At 65.1% G+C, this 17,860-nt stretch carries 16 protein-coding genes and 1 pseudogene; 7 read left to right on the top strand and 10 right to left on the bottom strand.

From position 1 onward, the window contains the following. Nucleotides 1–146: 146 nt before the first annotated feature. From AB7G19_RS30155 to AB7G19_RS30200, 10 genes are all read right to left on the bottom strand, one after another. Nucleotides 147–1,490: a methyl-accepting chemotaxis protein gene (locus AB7G19_RS30155; RefSeq protein ID WP_085402744.1), complete on the bottom strand. Its 1,344-nt coding sequence runs from the start codon at nt 1,488–1,490 to the stop codon at nt 147–149. A gap of 108 nt (nt 1,491–1,598) precedes the next feature. Continuing rightward, a complete protein-coding gene (locus tag AB7G19_RS30160) occupies nt 1,599–2,081 on the bottom strand; it encodes a cytochrome c-type biogenesis protein (protein WP_135214846.1) in 483 nt (160 codons plus the stop codon). A gap of 4 nt (nt 2,082–2,085) precedes the next feature. After that, complete coding sequence (locus AB7G19_RS30165) at nt 2,086–4,065, bottom strand: heme lyase CcmF/NrfE family subunit (RefSeq protein ID WP_441268712.1); 1,980 nt, start codon at nt 4,063–4,065, stop codon at nt 2,086–2,088. Beyond that, nucleotides 4,062–4,571 carry a cytochrome c maturation protein CcmE gene (ccmE, locus tag AB7G19_RS30170; protein WP_085402741.1) on the bottom strand — a complete coding sequence of 170 codons (510 nt, stop codon included), beginning with the start codon at nt 4,569–4,571 and terminating at the stop codon, nt 4,062–4,064. The genes AB7G19_RS30165 and ccmE overlap by 4 nt, the downstream gene beginning before the upstream one ends. Nucleotides 4,572–4,608: 37 nt before the next feature. Then, the gene (gene ccmI, locus AB7G19_RS30175) at nt 4,609–5,718 is read right to left on the bottom strand and encodes a c-type cytochrome biogenesis protein CcmI (RefSeq protein ID WP_441268713.1); all 1,110 of its coding nucleotides are present in this window, start codon (nt 5,716–5,718) and stop codon (nt 4,609–4,611) included. A gap of 131 nt (nt 5,719–5,849) precedes the next feature. Continuing rightward, nucleotides 5,850–6,119, bottom strand: a complete 270-nt coding sequence (locus tag AB7G19_RS30180) for a hypothetical protein (RefSeq protein ID WP_085402740.1) — start codon at nt 6,117–6,119, stop codon at nt 5,850–5,852. Nucleotides 6,120–6,218: 99 nt separating this feature from the next. Next, a complete protein-coding gene (locus tag AB7G19_RS30185; protein ID WP_085402739.1) occupies nt 6,219–7,622 on the bottom strand; it encodes a hypothetical protein in 1,404 nt (467 codons plus the stop codon). 161 nt (nt 7,623–7,783) lie between these two features. Continuing rightward, nucleotides 7,784–9,160: a sensor histidine kinase gene (locus tag AB7G19_RS30190; protein WP_085402738.1), complete on the bottom strand. Its 1,377-nt coding sequence runs from the start codon at nt 9,158–9,160 to the stop codon at nt 7,784–7,786. A 92-nt stretch (nt 9,161–9,252) separates the two neighbouring features. Then, the gene (locus AB7G19_RS30195) at nt 9,253–9,927 is read right to left on the bottom strand and encodes a response regulator transcription factor (protein ID WP_014496705.1); all 675 of its coding nucleotides are present in this window, start codon (nt 9,925–9,927) and stop codon (nt 9,253–9,255) included. 235 nt (nt 9,928–10,162) lie between these two features. Beyond that, entirely contained in the window at nt 10,163–10,318 is a 156-nt protein-coding gene (locus AB7G19_RS30200) for a hypothetical protein (RefSeq protein WP_166351390.1), read from the bottom strand. A 235-nt stretch (nt 10,319–10,553) separates the two neighbouring features. Between AB7G19_RS30200 and ku the strand changes: the two genes are divergently transcribed. The 7 genes and pseudogenes from ku (at nt 10,554) to AB7G19_RS30235 (ending at nt 17,842) form a co-directional block, all read left to right on the top strand. Continuing rightward, nucleotides 10,554–11,540 carry a non-homologous end joining protein Ku gene (gene ku / locus AB7G19_RS30205; protein ID WP_085402737.1) on the top strand — a complete coding sequence of 329 codons (987 nt, stop codon included), beginning with the start codon at nt 10,554–10,556 and terminating at the stop codon, nt 11,538–11,540. Between the two features lie 60 nt (nt 11,541–11,600). Beyond that, nucleotides 11,601–11,837, top strand: a complete 237-nt coding sequence (locus AB7G19_RS30210) for a hypothetical protein (protein ID WP_085402736.1) — start codon at nt 11,601–11,603, stop codon at nt 11,835–11,837. Between the two features lie 198 nt (nt 11,838–12,035). Further along, nucleotides 12,036–12,221 (top strand): hypothetical protein, encoded by a 186-nt coding sequence (locus AB7G19_RS30215; RefSeq protein WP_085402735.1) that lies wholly within the window; start codon nt 12,036–12,038, stop codon nt 12,219–12,221. Between the two features lie 217 nt (nt 12,222–12,438). Then, nucleotides 12,439–12,603, top strand: coding sequence for a Flp family type IVb pilin (locus AB7G19_RS30220; RefSeq protein ID WP_014496710.1), 165 nt, complete (start codon nt 12,439–12,441; stop codon nt 12,601–12,603). Nucleotides 12,604–12,953: 350 nt separating this feature from the next. Then, nucleotides 12,954–13,388 carry a hypothetical protein gene (locus tag AB7G19_RS30225; RefSeq protein ID WP_085402734.1) on the top strand — a complete coding sequence of 145 codons (435 nt, stop codon included), beginning with the start codon at nt 12,954–12,956 and terminating at the stop codon, nt 13,386–13,388. A 191-nt stretch (nt 13,389–13,579) separates the two neighbouring features. Then, nucleotides 13,580–15,223, top strand: a pseudogene (locus tag AB7G19_RS30230) (thiamine pyrophosphate-requiring protein); the annotation flags it as partial. A 102-nt stretch (nt 15,224–15,325) separates the two neighbouring features. Then, nucleotides 15,326–17,842 (top strand): GAF domain-containing protein, encoded by a 2,517-nt coding sequence (locus AB7G19_RS30235; RefSeq protein ID WP_085402732.1) that lies wholly within the window; start codon nt 15,326–15,328, stop codon nt 17,840–17,842. The last annotated feature ends 18 nt before the right edge of the window (nt 17,843–17,860 follow it).

A 17,860-nucleotide genomic window follows, 5' to 3' on the forward strand; every position in this document is an offset into this window, starting at 1 on the left:
CCGCCTTACCGTGCGCTGGCGGCGGGGTTAAACTTTTGTAATGAAGGGTCGCGCCGTTGCGGCAGTTTATCGCACGCCGAAAGTCGTGGCCTTACAGGAACTTAATCGAGTTCCCCTGACGAGCGTAGACCACGCCTTTGGCGAGATCAGCTCGCCCTCACGCTGACGATGAATTCGTCGACTTCACGCTTCAGGGTTTCGGCCTGCTGCGACAGATCGACGGCGGAATCGCGCGCTTCGGCCGCCATGCGGCCGGTCTCCGCCGACGTCGAGGTGATCTGGACGATGTGGTTGGAGACGTCCAGCGTTCCATGCGCGGCATCCTGCGCGCTGCGGGTGATGTCCTGCGTGGCGTTGCGCTGCTGGGCGGTGTCGACCTCGATGCCCGACATGATCGACGAGATCTCCGACAGCGTCTTCGAGATGCCGTCGATCGCGCCGCGCGTCTCCGCGGTGATGCCCTGGATGCTGGCGACGTGCGAGGTGATCTCCTCCGTCGCCTTGCTGGTCTGGTGCGCGAGGCTCTTCACTTCGGAGGCAACCACGGCAAAACCCTTGCCGGCGTCCCCTGCCCGCGCCGCCTCGATGGTGGCGTTGAGCGCCAGCAGGTTGGTCTGCGAGGCGATCGCCTGCACGAGCTGCACGACCTCGCCGATCTTGTCGGCGGCATCCGACAGCGTGTGGATGGTGTCGCGGCTCTTCTCGGCCTGCGTCGCCGCGCCTTCGGCACGCTGCGTCGCGTCGGTGACGCGGCGGCTGATCGTGCCGATCGAGTTCGTCATCTCCTCGGCCGAGCCCGCGACGATCTGCACGCTGGCGCTGGCGTGGTTCGCCGCGCTCGCGACCGCATTGGCCTTGGAGCTGGTGTCGTTGGCCGTCCGTGACAGCGTTTCGGCATTGCTCTTCAGGTGCGCGGCCGAGGACGCCACGCTGTCGACCACGCTGGCAACGAGATCGTTGAAGCGCTTGATCCGGGCGTCCAGGAATTTCGACCGCTCGGCCTGATGCTGCGCTTCGTGTAATTGCTGCTCGGTGAGGCGCCGCCGCTCCAAGCCGTTTGTCTTGAACACTTCCAGTGCACCGGCGAGCAGGCCGATCTCGTTGGTAACGCCGAGGCCCGGAACAGGCGTCTCGAATTTCTGATCGGCGACCTCACGCATGGCGTGCACAATCGCCGCCAGCGGATTGAGGATGCCGTTGCGCACAGCGAACCAGGTAGTGAGGCAGATCGCGACAGCGACCACCGTGATCACGCCGCAGGCGATCAGGAAATAGGAGAATGCCGCCTGCGCCTGCTGGTAGATCAGCATTGCATGCTCGCGCGCGGGGCCGCTCAGCGCGGCGAAATCCGACGACAGGCTGGTGATCTCGTTGTTGAGGTAGAGCACCGCGACGAAGCCGGTGCCGCCGCCGATGCCCAGCAGGAACAATAATGCAGCGACGACGGCGCCGATCAGGAAGCGGATCGTCAGATTGCTGTTCGTGAACATCGCTGAGGACTCAAAAATCTGGAATTGAATTTCGCGACAAGCTTCCAGACAAAGGTCAACAGAGCATGAAACACGCTGTGGCAGACGGCCTACGTATCATTACGTAGCCTAGGACGACTTCGTCTCGTCCGACATCAAGGCGGCGAGCTGCGACTCTTCATCCGCAGTGAGCGGCGGAGCTGGTAGGTCTGCACCGCTTCGCGCGCGCCGGCGGATTTGCAGCCAGAGCGCCAGGCCGCCGCTGATCAGCAGCAGCGGCGCGAGCAGCCACAACAGCATGGTCTGCCGCTCGAAGCGCGGCTTGAGCAGCACGAACTCGCCATAGCGCGCGACCAGGAAGTCGAGCACCTGCGAATTGCTGTCGCCGGCAGCGATCCGCTCGCGCACCAGCAGCCGCAAATCGCGCGCCAGCGGCGCGTCGGAATCGTCGATCGACTGGTTCTGGCAGACCATGCAGCGCAGCTCGCGCGACAAGTCGCGGGCGCGTGCCTCCTTCACGGGATCCGACATGATCTCGTCGGGCTGCACGGCGTGGGCGGCGGGCAAAGCCAGCAGCATGAGCGCAACGATCGTGACCATCATCCGCCGCATCGGATCACTCCGCCGGCTGAAGGCGCTGCTTGGCCCGCGCCGGCTTCGGTGCGCCGACCCGCAGGCGCCGGTCGGACAGCGACAGCATGCCGCCAAAGGCCATGAGCACCGGTCCCCACCAGATCAGCAGCACCAGCGGCTTGTGATAGATGCGCACCGCAATGGCGCCATCGGCAGTCGCGTCGCCGAGGGAAACGTAGAGCTGGCTCGCGCCGCGCGTCAGCAATGCGGCCTCGGTGGTCGAGGACCCGCGCGTCGTGAAGTTGCGCTTGGACGGCGTCATGACGCTGATCTTCTCACCGTCGCGGCTGACGTTGAACTCGGCGATCATCTCGCGGAAGTTCGGCCCCTGACGCTGGGACAGGCCGTCGAGCTTGAGATCATAGCCGGCGACGTGTGCAACGTCGTTCTGCTTCATGGTCGCGATATACTCGCTGTTCCAGGTGGTCTCGCAGACGATCCCGATCAGCGCGACGCCGAGGCCCGCATGGGCAAACACAGAACCCCAGGCCGAACGCGGCAGGCCGCGGGCCCGGTGCAGCGTCGTTGCGAACGGCAGGCGGAACAAACCGGTCCGTTCGGACAGATCGGTCACGGCACCGGCGATGACGAAGACTCCAAGCCCAATTGCCAATGGTGCCAGCGCACTGCCACCACGGGTCCAGGCCCAGACGATGGCGATCACAACGAACGCGGCAACGCCCGCCGCAAGCAGCCGCTGGGTGACGCCGAGCAGATCGCCGCGCTTCCACGCCAGCATCGGCCCGAACGGCACCGCGAGCAGCAGCAACGCGAATAGCGGGGCGAAGGTGAGATTGTAGAAGGGCGCGCCGACCGATATCTTGAAGTCGAGCGCTTCCGTCGCCAGCGGATAGAGCGTGCCGAACAGCACGACCGCGCAGGCCACGCTGAGCAGAAGATTGTTCAACACCAGCGCGCCCTCGCGCGAGATCGGCGCGAACAGGCCGCCCTGCTTCAACGAGGTCGCGCGCGCTGCAAACAGCGAGAGGCTGCCGCCGATGAACAGGCAGAGGATCAGCAGAATGAACACGCCGCGCGTCGGATCGGTGGCAAAAGCGTGCACGGAGGTGATGACGCCCGAACGCACCAGGAAGGTGCCGAGCAGCGACAGCGAGAAGGTCAGGATCGACAGCAGGATGGTCCAGACCTTCAGCGCGTTGCGCTTCTCCATCACCAGCGCCGAGTGCAGCAGCGCCGTGCCGGCGAGCCACGGCATCAGCGAGGCGTTCTCGACCGGATCCCAGAACCACCAGCCGCCCCAGCCGAGCTCGTAATAGGCCCAGTACGACCCCATCGCGATGCCGAGGGTCAGGAAGATCCAGGCCACCAGCGTCCACGGCCGCACCCAGCGCGCCCAGGCCGCGTCGATCCGCCCCTCCATCAGCGCCGCGATGGCGAAGGAGAACGAGATCGAGAAGCCGACATAGCCGAGATAGAGCATCGGCGGATGCACGGCGAGGCCGATGTCCTGGAGCACCGGATTGAGATCGCGTCCCTCGATCGGCGGATTGGCGATGCGCAGGAACGGGTTCGATGTCACCAGGATGAAGAGATAGAAGGCGCTGGCGATCCAGGCCTGCACGGCCAGCACATGCGCGCGCAGCGACAGCGGCAGATTGTTACCGAAGGCGGCGACCATTCCGCCGAACAGCGCCAGGATCGACACCCACAGCAGCATCGAGCCTTCATGGTTCCCCCACACGCCGGTGATCTTGTAGATCAGCGGCTTCATCGAATGGGAGTTCTCGTAGACGTTGGCGACGGAGAAATCCGAGTTCACGTGAAGCATCACGAGCGCGATGAACGACGCACCGACGAACAGGAGTTGCGCCAGCGCGGCGGAGCGCGCCACGTTCATCAGCGCGGCATCGCGCAGACGCGCACCGATCAGCGGCACGATGGACTGGATCAGCGCCAGGCCGAGGGCCAGCACCAGCGCGTAGTGTCCGGATTCCGCGATCAACGCACTGCTCCCTGCGAGTTGCCCTGCGCGGTCGTCGCCGCGGGTTTGACGCTATCAGAAGCCTTGGCGCCGTAATCGTCCTTCCAATGCCCCTGCTTCTTCAGGGCATCGGCGACTTCCTTGGGCATGTAGGTCTCGTCGTGCTTGGCAAGCACGGTGTCGGCCTTGAACACGCCATTGGCGTCGAGCGCGCCTTCGGCCACCACGCCCTGCCCTTCACGGAACAGGTCGGGCAGGATGCCCTTGTAGGCGACCGGCAGCTTGGCGCCGCCATCGGCAACCTCGAAGGTCACGGCGAGATTATCGCCGCGCTGGAGCGAGCCGGGCTGCACTAGGCCGCCGAGACGAAACCGCTTGCCGGGCTCGACGTGCTTTTCGGCGACCATCGTCGGCGTCGAGAAGAACACGATGGAGTCGCGCAGAGCGTTGAGCACCAGCGCGGCTGCAAGCGCGAGCACCGCGAGGGAGCCGCCGATGATGGTCATACGTCGCTGCTTGCGCGTCATCGCGTATCCGTTCTCCGCTCGCCTCGTCCCGACATCGTCATCCGTCGAGCCCGAGAGTCTTGAGGCCTTCGTTGAGCTGGCGCAGCCGCGCGGCATCGTTGGCGACAGCCTGTCGGGCGTCGGTCGAAGCGCCCATTGCCCTGTCACGATCGCCCATCACGAGATAGGCGCGCACCAGGCGCAGCCAACCCTCGACATCATCGCCGTTCTGCTTCAGCCGGGTGGCCAGGCGTTCGACCATGCCGCGCACCATCGCGTTGCGATCGCCCTCGTTCATGTCCTTGGAGGCTGCGATCGTCTCGTCAGACAGCGCCGGCATCGTAGCGCCACCGCCGCCGACCCGCGCCAGCGAGGTCTGCACCAGAGGGCGCCACGGCGCATCCGCCGGCGCTTTCGCCAGCAGTGCGCGCCAGATGTTGGCGGCATCGTCCTTGCGGCCATCCTGCTCGGCGGCAAGCCCGAGGAAATAGTTCGCCTTGGGATCGTCCGCGTTCAGGCCATGCGCGCGCTCGAATTCGGTCTTGGCCTCGGCAGTCACCACGCCGCCGGCAGCAGCCGCGATCGCCTCGCCTAGATCGGCCCGGCGCTCCGAACTCTCGCCATTGTAGGTAAGCGAGTTGCGATAGGCGCGCACCGCATCGTCGAAGCGGCCGAGCCGCACCAGCACCGGCGCGAGCACGTTCCAGCCGCGCCCGTCGGTCGGATTCTTTTCCAGATGCTGCTCGACCTGCACGACGAGATTCTCGAGCGCCATGCCGGACCCGGCCCCGCGCTCCCGCTGCGCCAGGGGAAAGTCCTGGAGCCTGGGCGAGCCGAGCGGCATGTAGACGCCGATCGCAATGAGCGGCAGGCCGGCAAGCGCCAGCACAGCCGCCGCGCGGCGCCATTTGAGGCTCGATGTCGGTTCCGATACAGGCTCGCTCCCGGCCGCGGCAAGCAGCCTGCGGCTGATCTCGACACGTGCGGCCTCGGCTTCCGGCGCGGCGATCAGTCCTGCGGCGAGATCACGCTCGATCTCGGCCAGCTGGTCCTTGTAAACCGCGACCTCGCTCCCCTGATTTTGCGCGCGTCCGCTGCGGCCGAGCGGCAGAAGCACGGCGAAACTCGCCGCGACCGTCATCAGCGCGAACACGAACCATAGCGTCATCAGGCAAGCTTCCGGCGGCGCGCGAACCGCGCCCATAGGTGGCTTTACACCACGGCCGGACGATGCGGCAATTGACAATTGTCAATTCGGCGCGACCGCACACAGTCCCGAAACTGTGAAAATCCAACGGCTTAACGGATCTCGAAGTCCGCGCTTTGAGCGGCGTCCTCGCCGTGCCCGTTGAAGGCCCTCAGGAAGTATGTTCCCGGCTCGATTGCTTCAGGCAATCTGATGCGCAACGCCCCGACGGGAACGGTCGATGCGACCCTGGTGACGGTCTCAGGCAGTTGGCGGCCGCTTGCCTTCTCGATCAGCACCACCTTCGCGCCAACCATCAGCCTTTGGTATTTGGCGACAATGACGCGGTTTTCAATTTCGATGGAGCTGATAAGGGGTTTCATGCGCCCACAGATAGAAATTCCAAAATCTTGCACGGCGACCGTAGGGCCCGCCACCGGCACCGTCAACCACAAATTGTGATCACAAAAAAATGCGCTTGATCAGCTTGCCCGCGACGATTTGCGCTCGCCCGTGGCCGCGTTCTCTGCGGCGCGGCTCATCAGCGACGCGTAATCATCGCCGAACAGCACCTGGCAGAAGCGGATCGCGGCCTGCACCTGCTGCTGCCGATAGGTGCGGACCTTGTGATCGGCCGCTCGCAGCGACTGCACCAACTGCTCGGTCGAGCGTTCGACATATTGCTGGAGATCGGAATAGGTGCGCAACGTCACCTCGTTGATCGCAAGCTCGCTCGCGTAGTTGCGGCAGGTCGCGACGAAATCGATCAGCGCCGCGGTTTCCTCGACCTCGGTGCTGTCGATCCGCGCCCCCGGCGGAATGTCCTTCTCGGCGCGCTGGCGCAGGATGCGGCGAACGCGGCCGGGAACGCTGTCGATCTCCGATTGCAGCGCATTGGAGATGTCGGCCCGGATCGAGGTCAGCTGCTTGCCCCAGACGGAATCGTTGCGCAGATCGAGCTCCGTGCGAAGACCGCGCACGCCGTCATGCAGCGCCTTGAGATTGTCGGCGACGTTCTCGAAATGGCCGCGCTTGATGTCCATGCGCAGGATCGCGGCAACGCAGGACAAATCATGCAGGGCGATCGTGACGGCCACACCGTAGGGCGTGGCCGCGACGCGGATCTCGTCGTCGGACGCGGCAATCTTGATGGCGAGGCGGATGATCTGCCACGGCGCGGTCATCCGCTGCACGACCATCGACAGCGCGAAGGCCAGCATCTGCGGCGTCTGGAGCGCGGGGATGTTGAGTGTGGACGTCACAGATGCGATCTGGGCTTCGCCGAAGGTACGCAGGAAGCGCGGCAGCTTCTCGTTCAGCGTAGCGATGGCTTCCCGGACCTGAAGCACCGCTCCGATCGAATAGAGGTCCTCGATCACGTTGGGCGGGCCGACACGGGCGAGCGCGCGCGACTTGTCGCCGCCGCCGGGACCCGTCAACCCGAAGATGGCATCCGCGGCCACGGCCTGGAGCCTCGCCGCGAGGGCTTCGACCTGCCCTGCACTGTCTGAAGCCGGCATGCGCGCCAGCGCCGCCTCGAATTCGTTGACCTTGTCGGGGGCGCCATCGCGGCCGAGCCATTGCCAGATCGGATGCAATGAGGAGCGACGGATCTGGCCGACCCTGACAGGGGCGCCCGTCTCGACCAGGAACGGTTCCAGCACCTGGAACAACAGCCGCGACAGATCGTCCGTGCGCGGCGGCGCAGCCTCGTCGACTTCGGTCTTGCGGACGATCTTGCGCAGCTGCTCTAGCACGAGCGTCGCCACCGCCGTGTCCTGGCCGCGCTCGAGCGCGCGCTCGAACTCCCGCATCAGCAGCGCCTGCGACTGCGGCGGGAGCTGCGCGAGATATTCCCTCAGCCGCTCGATCGATGTCTGGCTCATGCGCCCGGGTGATGCACGATAAAATGGCAGACGTGGGATGCGTCCTGCGCGATCATAGATGGGGCCCACTTAAGAAGCCGTTTAGGAAGTCGCTCCGAAATAGCTCCGGTTTGGTCCGGATCGGTACCGGACCAGCCAAATAGTCGTGCCGGAACAAAGGATTATATTCCGGGGAGGACCAGCTCCGCCCGCAGGCCACCGGTCGGGGCGCCCGCGAGCGAGAGGCTGCCGCCATAGAGCGCGGCGAGGTCGGTCACGATGGACAGGCCGAGCCCCGAGCCGGGCTTGGACTCGTCGAGCCGCTGGCCGCGCCGGGAGACCTGGGCGCGCTCGGCCTCCGACAGGCCGCGGCCATCGTCGTCGACGATGATCCGCAGGCGCGGGCCGGCGCCCGTCTGGTGCGGCGCTTCCACCAGAACCTCGATGAAGACCTGCGAGGCCGCCCATTTGCAGGCATTGTCGACGAGATTGCCGACCATCTCCTCCAGATCTTGCCGCTCGCCGCGAAATTTTGCGGACGGATCGGCCTTGGCCTCGACCACGATGTCGCGATCGCGATGGATCTTCTCCATGGTCCGCCGCAGCGCCTCGATGACGGGCGCGACCTCCGTCACGGTCGCCACCACCGAGACGCGCGCCGCGATGCGCGCGCGCTCCAGATGATGGGCGAGCTGGTCGCGCATCACGTCCGCCTGCTCCATCACCTTGGCTGCGAACGGCTCGGTGGCGTGCGTGCCGGCCTCATTCACGATCACCGAGAGCGGCGTCTTGATCGCATGGGCGAGATTGCCGACATGGGTGCGCGCGCGCTCGACGATCTCGCGATTGGCATCGATCAGCGCGTTGGTCTCGCGCGCCAACGGCGCGATCTCGACCGGGAATTCACCTTCGAGCCGCTCCGCCCGCCCCGAGCGGATGTCGGCGATAGATTCCGAGATGCGCTTGAGCGGCGCAAGACCGAACCTCACCTGGAACACCGTGGTCAGCAGCAGCACGATGCCGAGCGCGGTGAAGGTGCCGCCGAGGTAGTAGTCGAAGCTCCGCGTCTCGTCGAAAATCTCGGTGTCGTCGCCGGCGACGCTGACCAGATATTTGCCGTCCGCGCCGAGATCGACCGGCCGCTCCACCATGCGGAGATTCTGTCCCTCCGGCCCGTCGACATAGGCGAGGCGAATGCCGGCGGCGGTGAGCTCGGTGCCCTGCTCCTCCAGCTTCGGCAGCTTCTTGTCCCAGAGCGAGCGCGACGAGCGCACCTCCGGCTTCTCGGTATCGGTCCGCGTGATCTGCCAGTACCAGCCCGACAGCGGCAGCTCGAACAGGGGCTCGCCGAGCGACTGGAACTGACGATCCGGCGGCTCGTCGGGGGTTGCGACCTCGGCGATGAGGGTGCGCAGATAGAGATTGAGCCGGCGGTCGAAGGCGCGCTCGGTGGCGCTCTTGTAGACCGACGACAGCACCACCCCGGTGATGGCCAGGATCACCACGAGCCACGCCGTCGCCGACAGGAACAGGCGATTGGCAAGCGAGCTAGCGGCCATCGGAAGGATCCCGGCAGGCGCAGGGGGGCGGGGCGTCGGACGTCATGACCGGACCAAGGCCCCTGTTCGGCCGGCCGTCAAGTCCTGACGCCTCAAGCGCCGGGAGCAGGCGGCGGGGTCAGGAGATAGCCGAGGCCGCGGACGGTCTGGATGATGTCGACGTCGAGCTTCTTGCGGATGCGGCCGACGAAAACCTCGATGGTGTTGGAGTCGCGGTCGAAGTCCTGGTCGTAGAGGTGCTCGACCAGCTCGGTGCGGGACACGACGCGCCCCGAATGGTGCATCAGGTAGGCCAGAAGCCGATATTCGTGCGAGGTCATCTTGACGGGATTGCCGGAGACGCTGACCCGCCCGGTCCTGGTGTCGAGCGTGACGGGGCCGCAACTCAATTCGCTCTGGGCATGGCCGGTGGAGCGGCGCAGCAGCGCGCGGATGCGCGCCAGCACCTCCTCCAGATGGAACGGCTTCGGCACGTAATCGTCGGCGCCGGCATCGAACCCCTGGACCTTGTCGCTCCAGCGGTCACGCGCGGTGAGGATCAGGACCGGCATGGTGCGGCCGTTGCGGCGCCAGGCTTCCAGCACCGAGATGCCGTCCTTCTTCGGCAGGCCGATGTCGAGCACAACGGCATCGTAGGGCTCATTATCGCCGAGATAATGCCCCTCCTCGCCGTCGAAGGCACGGTCGACGACGTAGCCGGCGTCGGTCAGCGCCTTGGTGAGCTGCCGATTGAGATCGGGGTCGTCCTCAACAACAAGCAGGCGCACGCTTCTCTCCAGAAATAGACTGCACAATCGATCGCCAGAGATGAGCAATTCCGGCGTGAACTGAATATGAACACGGGGAACCGGCCGCGTTACTTTTTGGTCATATAGAGCTTCTCAAGCGCCGACGCGACGGCGCCCGCCAGGCCGCCACCGGACGAGCCGGCGGGCGTGGCGGGCGCAATGTGCCGCGTTACGCGGCGAGTCGGAAGGTCCGAACCGTCCCGTCGATCGGCCGTCAGGTCCGGAAGAACACGAACCAGATGACGGCAAGGATCAGGATCGCGAGCCCGGTCGAGATGGTAAGCAGCGCCGCCACTGACGGCCCGGGTTCGCCCTGACGCGCCTCGGTGGCGGTTTCGACGATCTGATCGTGCTCTCGCGTGGCTGCCATAATGCCCTCAATCTCTGGATGTCGGCTGCGGTGGTCGCGACCTCCTCGCGGCCTGATGTCTTGAGCCAACGCGTGATTGGATATGATGTTCCGGTTTTTGCCGCTGCATCGGGCTGCAACCGCGCGCCGGGCGGCCGGTTAACGCAGTTGCAAGATTCCGCAATCCGCCTTGCTATGATTCGTTGTTCCCCGATGGTATCCTCGTCCTCTGTCCCCGTTGCGTTTGGAGTAGCCCATGGCCCCCCGCGCCAATTGGAAGGGTTTTCTGCGTCTGTCGCTCGTGACCTGCCCGGTCGCGCTGTATCCGGCCACTTCGGATACCGAGAAGGTCTCGTTCAACCAGATCAACCGCAAGACCGGCCACCGGATCAAGTACCTCAAGGTCGACGCCGAGACCGGCGACGAGGTGACCTCCGAGGACATCGTCAAGGGCTACAAGGTCGACACCGACACCTATATCGAGGTCACCAAGGACGAACTCGACGACATCGCGCTGGACTCCACGCACACGATCGAGATCGACGAGTTCGTGCCGAAGACCGATATCGACAGCCGCTATTTGATCCGCCCTTACTATCTCGTGCCTGACGGCAAGGTCGGCCACGACGCCTTCGCGGTGATCCGCGAGACCATCCGCAGCATGGACAAGGTCGCGATCGGCCGCGTCGTGCTGACCAACCGCGAGCACATCATCGCGCTGGAGCCGCTCGAGAGCGGCCTGATGGGCACGCTGCTCCGCTATCCCTACGAGGTCCGCAGCGAGAAGGAATATTTCGACGACATCCAGGACGTGAAGCTGACCAGGGACATGCTCGACCTTGCCAAGCACATCGTCGAAAAGAAATCCGGCGCGTTCGAGCCCGAGCTGTTCGAGGACCATTACGAGACGGCGCTGATCGACCTCATCAACAAGAAGCGCAGCGGTGCACCGATCGCGGCGAAGGCCGCGCCGAAGACCGGCGGCAACGTCATCAACCTGATGGACGCGCTGAAGAAGAGCATCGCCAGCGAGAAGGACATGGCGCCCGCGGCCAAGGCCGCCAAGGAGCCCGTCAGGGAGACCGTCAAGGGCAAGAAGCCGAAGAAGCGCGTCGAGGGCCAGCGCGAGATGCTGCTGCCGATCACCGGCAAGGGCGGCAAGACTGCAGCAGCCAAGGAAGCGCCGCCCAAGAAGGCCGACAAGCCGGTGCGCGCGCCGGCGCGGGCGAAGAAGGCCGGTTAGACGCAATCCGCGTCTGCCATCGCGCCGTGATGTCTCCCCTCGCCGATCGGCCGGCCTGACATGCCCTGGTCGACGGCGTTCGACGATCCTGTTCGCGTAAGCCACAAGCGCAAGCTGCTGACGCTGCAAGACGCGGCGGACTACATCATGCAGCTGCCTGAAGACTTGCAGCACGAGACGCACTGGCAGACCGCCATCGAGACCTTGATCAACGCAGCCGAGACAGGCGGCGGCTGGGTAATGTTCGCCCGCATCGCGATGTTGCGGGCGCTGAATGCGGACGGCCGCGGCCGATGAGCGCCTTGGTTGTCGTCCCTGGTAGTCATCCCGGGCAGGCATCCGTGCCGACCGTGACGAACAGGCTCAACAAACCGTTAATCGGCGCCCTCGTGTCCAGCACGACAGGGTATTCCTACGGGCGACAAAATTAACCGTTGGTTCCCCTTATGCGCAGCATGGTTCCGGCTCCGATCGAGCCAAGGTTCGCGTGCCCCCGTGCAGCAGGACGTCAGAAAGAACTACATCAGCATCGTGAACGACGCGCCTGATCACGAGCAGGCGGCGAGCACCGCGCCGCGGCCGCAGCCGCAGCCGGGCACGATGAAGGACTTCGTCGGCCGTCTCGCGACCGTGCTGAAGCGCCGCCTCCCCGCCGCACCGGGCCCGACCATCACGCCCTGACAGACACCGCGGCTTCCGCGCGTCCTTGCGGAGGGCGGTCGATTTGAATCCATTTGGATGGATCGATGGAACCTTAATTTAATGGATGCCATCGTATGTGACGGAGGCGCGGCCGCCCGGGCTTCATTCTTCCGTCGCGCAGAAAAATCTATTCGATCTATTTACCAGTCCGAAAACGACGCTGCCACACATTGGATCGGATGAAGAGGAGTTGGCAATGACTTTGCTTAGGTCTTTCCTTGCCGATGAGACTGGCGCAACCGCCATCGAATACGGCCTGATTGCCGCCGGCATTGCGCTGGCGATCGTGACCGTCGTGAACAACACGGGCAGCCAGCTCCTCAACAACAAGTTCAACTCGATCAGCTCGTCGCTGAAGTAACGGCCGCCTCGTAACGGCCGCCCTGGCCTGAGGCGACGTCCCTGCACGCGCCGGCTCGGGTGCGGCCGTCGGCGCATGCTCCTTCCGCGATCTCGTCATTGCGAGCGCAGCGAAGCAATCCAGAGTCCTCCCGCGGAGGAATTCTGGATTACCTCGCTGCGCTCGCAATGACGGTGGGTGGCCCGTAAAGCACTCAAAATCGTGTCCCGGACGCTACGCAACGTCCTTCAAGCAACCACATCCTCGCGCTCCCGCGCTTTGACGGCCTTTTGAGTCCTGATAGTCTTCGGCCCGGCGTGGTTCGACGGGCCATGCTCAATCATTGGGCCAGAGCGATTTGAAGGATTCGGATGAGAAGCGCGACGGTCTTGGCTCTCAGCCTCATGTTTGTCGGCGCCTGGTCGCACGACAGCGCGAGAGGACAGACTTCGGTCGCGCCTCCGGTTTCGCTTGCCCCGCCCAATGCATCGCCACCGCGCGCGAGCGCCAAAACTTCCAGAATTCCGCCGGCGACATCCGGCAGGGAGGCTTCGCCCCCTGTGATCGGCGGGCCTCCGCCGATGCCTAATCCGGCCGCCGACTACGATGGCTTCAGCGTAGGCACCGTCGACGACAATGACGCCTCAAGCCAGGTGACGCCGCCCGTGAGGTCACGCGCAGCAAAGGGCGCCAAGTCCAATTCCACGTCCAATCCCGATACAAATGGCCTCGGCGGCCAGTCATCGGTCGATCAGGAAGACGAGGCGCTGAAACGAAAGCTGACGATCTGCAAAAACTGCAAGTAGGACGTTTGTAGCCCGGATTGCGCTTCCGCCTTCGCTCTTCGAGCTACGGCGGACAAGTCGCCCTATCCAGGCTACGGCAGCTCGCTGCATGGCTGACCTACCGCGCCCGTCGCCCACCCGTGCTTTACCCTCCTGCAAATTCCTGATCCTCTCTCCCCAATCGGCCGGAGCAACCGGCCAAGCCTGAGGAGAGAGACGCCATGAAGCTCGGCACCGCCATTGCGGAAATCATGAAGCGCGAGGGGATCGAGATCCTCTGCGGCTATCCGGTCAACCATCTGATCGAGCACGCGGCCAAGGCCGAGATCCGGCCGGTGATGGTGCGGCAGGAGCGCGTCGGGGTGCACATGGCGGACGCGATCTCGCGGGTGACGTCGGGGCGATCGATCGGCGCGTTCTGCATGCAGCACGGGCCGGGCGCCGAAAACGCGATGGGCGGCGTTGCGCAATGCTACGGCGAATCCGTGCCCGTGCTGGTGCTGCCGATGGGCTATCAGCGCAGGCTTGCGCATATCGAGCCGAACTTCAATTCCAGCGAGGCGATGAAGGCGTTTTCGAAATCGTCCGAGCCGATCATCCTGGCTGCGGAGGTCACCAACATTTTTCGCCGTGCCTTCACCAAGCTCAAGAACGGCCGCGGCGGGCCCGTCATCGTCGAGATCCCCGCCGACATGTGGAACGAGGAGGTGCCGGAGCCGCTGAACTACACGCCGGTGCTGCGCACGCGCTACGGCGCCGATCCTGTTCATGTGAAGGAGGCAGCAGCTCTGCTCGTCAACGCGAAGCGTCCCGTGATCTATGCCGGCCAGGGCGTGCACTACGCGCAGGCCTGGCCGCAATTGAAGCGGCTCGCCGAGCGGCTCGCCATTCCCGTCACCACCAGTTTAGGGGGCAAATCATCGTTCCCGGAAACGCATCCGCTATCGCTCGGCTCGGGCGGCCTCGCGGTGCCGCGCGCGGTCCCCAAATTCCTCGCTGAGGCCGACGTCATCTTCGGCATCGGCTGCTCGTTCACGGAAACCAGTTTCGGCGTCGCGATGCCGAAGGGCAAGACCATCATCCACTCCACGCTCGATCCGAACCATCTCAACAAGGATGTGGAAGCCAAGGTCGGCCTCGTCGGCGATGCCGGCCTCGTGCTCGATGCGCTGCTGGAGGAGATCGGCAAGACCGTCACGAAGGATCGCGATGCATCAGCGGTCGCGGCCGAGATCGCCGCTTCGCACAAGGAGTGGCTGGCGAAATGGATGCCAAAACTCACCAGCAATGACGCGCCGCTCAGCCCCTATCGCGTGCTCTGGGACCTCCAGCACACCGTCGATATCAAGAACACCATCATCACCCACGATGCCGGCAGTCCGCGCGACCAGCTCTCGCCGTTCTGGAAGGCGGTCGAGCCCCTCACCTATCTCGGCTGGGGCAAGACGACGCAGCTCGGCTACGGCCTTGGGCTCGCGATGGGCGCAAAACTCGCAAAGCCCGACAAGCTCTGCATCAATGTCTGGGGCGACGCGGCCATCGGTTTCACCGGCATGGATTTCGAGACCGCGGTGCGCGAGCGCATCCCGATCATGTCGATCCTGCTGAACAATTTCTCGATGGCGATCGAACTGAAGGTGATGCCGATCTCGACCGAGAAATATCGCTCGACCGACATCTCCGGCGACTATGCCGCAATGGCGCGCGCCTTTGGCGGCCATGGCGAGCGGGTGACGCGGCCGGAGGACATCATCCCCGCGATCAAGCGCGGCATCCAGAAGACGAAGGAAGGCGTGCCGGTGCTGCTGGAGTTCATCACCAGCAAGGAGACCGAGGTGTCGCGGCCGGGCACGTGAGCCGTTTGCACCAAGGCGGGGGCACGGCGCTGGCTCCGGCCGCAGGAGATGTGATAATCGGGCTTGGTACCGCGTACGTCGCGGCGCTTAGCCGGATTATCAATGACCGCGCCTCCCCAGGACAAGGCCGCCGAGCTCGAACGGCAATTGCGATCCCAAGCGGGCGAGAATGCCCGCCTGCGAGCCGAGCTTGCCATTGCGCGCGACCGCCAGAACGCCAGCATGGAGATCCTGCGCACCATCGCCAACTCCTCGGGCGATGCGGAGAGCTCGCTGCAACAGATCGCGGAAGCGACCATGCATCTGTTCGGCGCGCCGAGCGCCACCATTCACATTGCGGAAGGCGACGGGTGGTCCAGGGTGATCCGGGTCGGCGACAGCTCCATGCGCGTCGGCGCCGGCGTGCCGCTCGCCCAGCTCAAGATCGGCGGCCGCAACATGCCCGGCACCATCGTGGCCGAGAACCGGCAGGTTCATGTTCCCGATCTCGACAATGTCGATCCGGCCATCGCCGACTGGCCCGGCATGCCTCACGCTCGCGCCGCCGGCACGCGTTCGATGTCCGGCTCGCCGCTGCGGCTTGAAGGCAAGGCGATCGGCGCGTTAATCGTCTACCGCGACCGCCTCGCGCCCTTCACCGATGATGAGATGGCGCTGCAACAGAGCTTTGCCGACCAGGCCGCGATCGCGATCGAGAACGCGCGCCTGTTCAACGAGACGCGGGAATCACTGGAACGGCAGACCGCGACCGCCGACATTCTGAAAGTGCTGGCGAGTTCGCCCTCCGACGTGCAGCCGGTGTTCGACGCCGTCGCCGCCAACGCCAACCGGCTGATCGGCGGCTTCTCCACCGCGGTGCTGCGCTATGTCGACGGCGCCGCGCACCTCGTGGCATTCACGCCGGGCGATCCGGCCGGCGACCGCGTGCTCCAGGCCTCGTTTCCGGTGCCGTTCGCGCAGTTCCCGGCGTACCAGCTCACGGCCCATGGTGAATCGGCGCAGCTGCCGGATACCGAGCTCGAGCCGGCGGCACGCGACATCGCGCGCGCCCGCGGCTTTCGCAGCATGCTGTTCACGCCGCTGATGAGCGAGGGCGAGGCCAAAGGCGTCATCATCGCCACGCGGCGGACGACCGGCGCATTCGCCGAGCATCATGTGCGGCTGCTGCAGACTTTCGCCGACCAGGCGGTGATCGCGGTCAAGAATGTCAGCCTGTTCAACGCCACCCGGGAAGCGCTGGAGCGGCAGACCGCGACCGCGGACATCCTCAAGGTGATCGCGGCCTCGCCCGCCGACGTCACGCCGGTGTTCCAGGCCATCTCCGACAGTGCCAAGGCGCTGGTCGGCGGACATTCCTCCACCGTCACCCGCGTCATCAACGGCATGCTGCATCTGGCCGCCTTCACCACCGACAACGAGGCCGGCAACGCGGAGCTGCGTAGCTCGTTCCCGGCGCCGCTTGCGGCATCCGGCATTCACAGCCGGGTGGCGACGAGTGGTGACTACGCCTTCCGTAGCGACATGCAGAACGAGCCCGACCTCACGGAGGCCATGCGGGAGCTGGCGCGGACGCGCGGCTATCGCAGCATCCTCGTGATTCCGATGTTGCGCGATGGCATTGCGATCGGAACCATCGGCGTGACGCGCCGCGAGGCCGGCCCTTTCCCGGACAAGGCGATCAGCCTGCTCAAGACCTTTGCCGACCAGGCCGTGATCGCGGTCGAGAACACCCGCCTGTTCAACGAAGTGCAGGACCGCACGCGGGAGCTCGCCAGATCGCTCGACGATTTGCGCGCGGCGCAAGACCGTCTGGTCCAGACCGAAAAGCTGGCCTCGCTCGGCCAGCTCACCGCCGGCATCGCGCACGAGATCAAGAACCCGCTCAACTTCGTCAACAATTTCGCCTCGCTCTCGGCCGAGCTGACCGACGAGCTGAACGAGGTGCTTGCGCCCGTCCCGCTCGCCGACGATCTGCGCGCGGAGGTGGACGAGCTGACCGGGCTGCTGAGGGACAATCTTGGAAAGGTCGTGCAGCACGGAAGGCGCGCCGATTCCATCGTCAAGAACATGCTGCTGCATTCGCGCGAGGGCGGCGGCGAGCATCGGCTCAGCGACATCAACGCGCTGGTCGAGGAGAGTCTCAACCTCGCCTATCACGGCGCGCGTGCCGAGAAGCCGCTCTTCGACGTGACGCTGAAGAGCGAGCTCGACCCGGCGGCAGGTTCGGCGGAGGTGTTTCCGCAGGAGATTTCCCGGGTGCTCTTGAACCTGATCTCGAACGGGTTCTATGCGGTGACCAGGCGCCAGATGGGCAGCGGCGCCGCCGGTTACGAGCCGGTGGTGATCGCCGCGACCCGCGACCGCGGCGACAGCATCGAGATCCGCATCCGCGACAACGGCACCGGCATTCCGGAAGACGTGAAGGCGAAGATGTTTAATCCGTTCTTCACCACCAAGCCGGCCGGCGAAGGTACCGGTCTCGGGCTGTCGATGAGCCACGACATCATCGTGAAGCAGCACGGCGGCACGATCGACGTCACGACAGAGCCCGGCGCGTTCACGGAGTTCACGATCCTGTTGCCGCGAAAGAGCAGCTTTCCGGACACGACCGGAGGATAGCGTGGCTCGGGAGGTGCT

This window comes from Bradyrhizobium sp. 215_C5_N1_1 (assembly GCF_052075935.1).
In the GTDB taxonomy this organism is placed as follows: Bacteria; Pseudomonadota; Alphaproteobacteria; order Rhizobiales; family Xanthobacteraceae; genus Bradyrhizobium; species Bradyrhizobium barranii.